This is a genomic window from Pseudovibrio sp. WM33 (genome assembly GCF_001623165.1).
Lineage (GTDB): Bacteria > Pseudomonadota > Alphaproteobacteria > Rhizobiales > Stappiaceae > Pseudovibrio.
In genome coordinates this window covers 1-628 of record NZ_LMCK01000120.1, presented here as the reverse complement: position 1 = coordinate 628, position 628 = coordinate 1, and the positions used below count along the sequence as shown (strand labels likewise).

Annotated in this window: 1 pseudogene; it reads left to right on the top strand. The window is 46.2% G+C overall.

The annotated features are described in order from the left end of the window. Window positions 1-425: pseudogene (locus PsWM33_RS21030) on the top strand (calcium-binding protein); the annotation flags it as partial. Between the last annotated feature and the right edge of the window lie 203 nt (window positions 426-628).

Below are 628 nucleotides of genomic sequence, written 5' to 3'. Positions count from 1 at the left end.
TCTCCGACCAGTCTCAAAACGCAGGCGATGCAGCTGGAGACGAATACGTCTCCATTGAAAACATCATGGGCACAGATGCTTATGGCGATATCCTCACTGGTGATGCTGGTGACAACAAGCTTTGGGGGTATGGAGGTAATGATACTTTGACTGGTGGTGCAGGTTCAGACGTATTTGTGTTTCACGATTCTGGTATTTATATCTCTGATTTTGGTAAGAATGTGATCACCGACTTCCAATCTGGTCAAGGATCAGATGATGTCATTCTCTTTGATGCAGAGATATTGGCGGACTTTGACGCTGTCATTGCAGCAGCTAGCAATGATGGAGCAGACACGGTAATTACGCTGGATGATGATAGTTCAATCACCTTGAAAGGTGTAGTGATATCCGATTTGCATTCAGACGACTTCCAGTTTGTCTGATTTAGTTTTTGGCATCACAGCGCTATAATATCTCTCGGCGGCTTCGTGCCGCCGAGGCTTTTCTATACACAAATCCAGAGTGTGTAGAAGGGTAAGTCTGATTATCAGCTTCCCGGCCCAAGTTCGTGTCACAAATCTATGGCAGACGACGACCATGCCTTCATGGACTGGCTCAGGAAAACTGGAGAGCCTTCTGATACGAT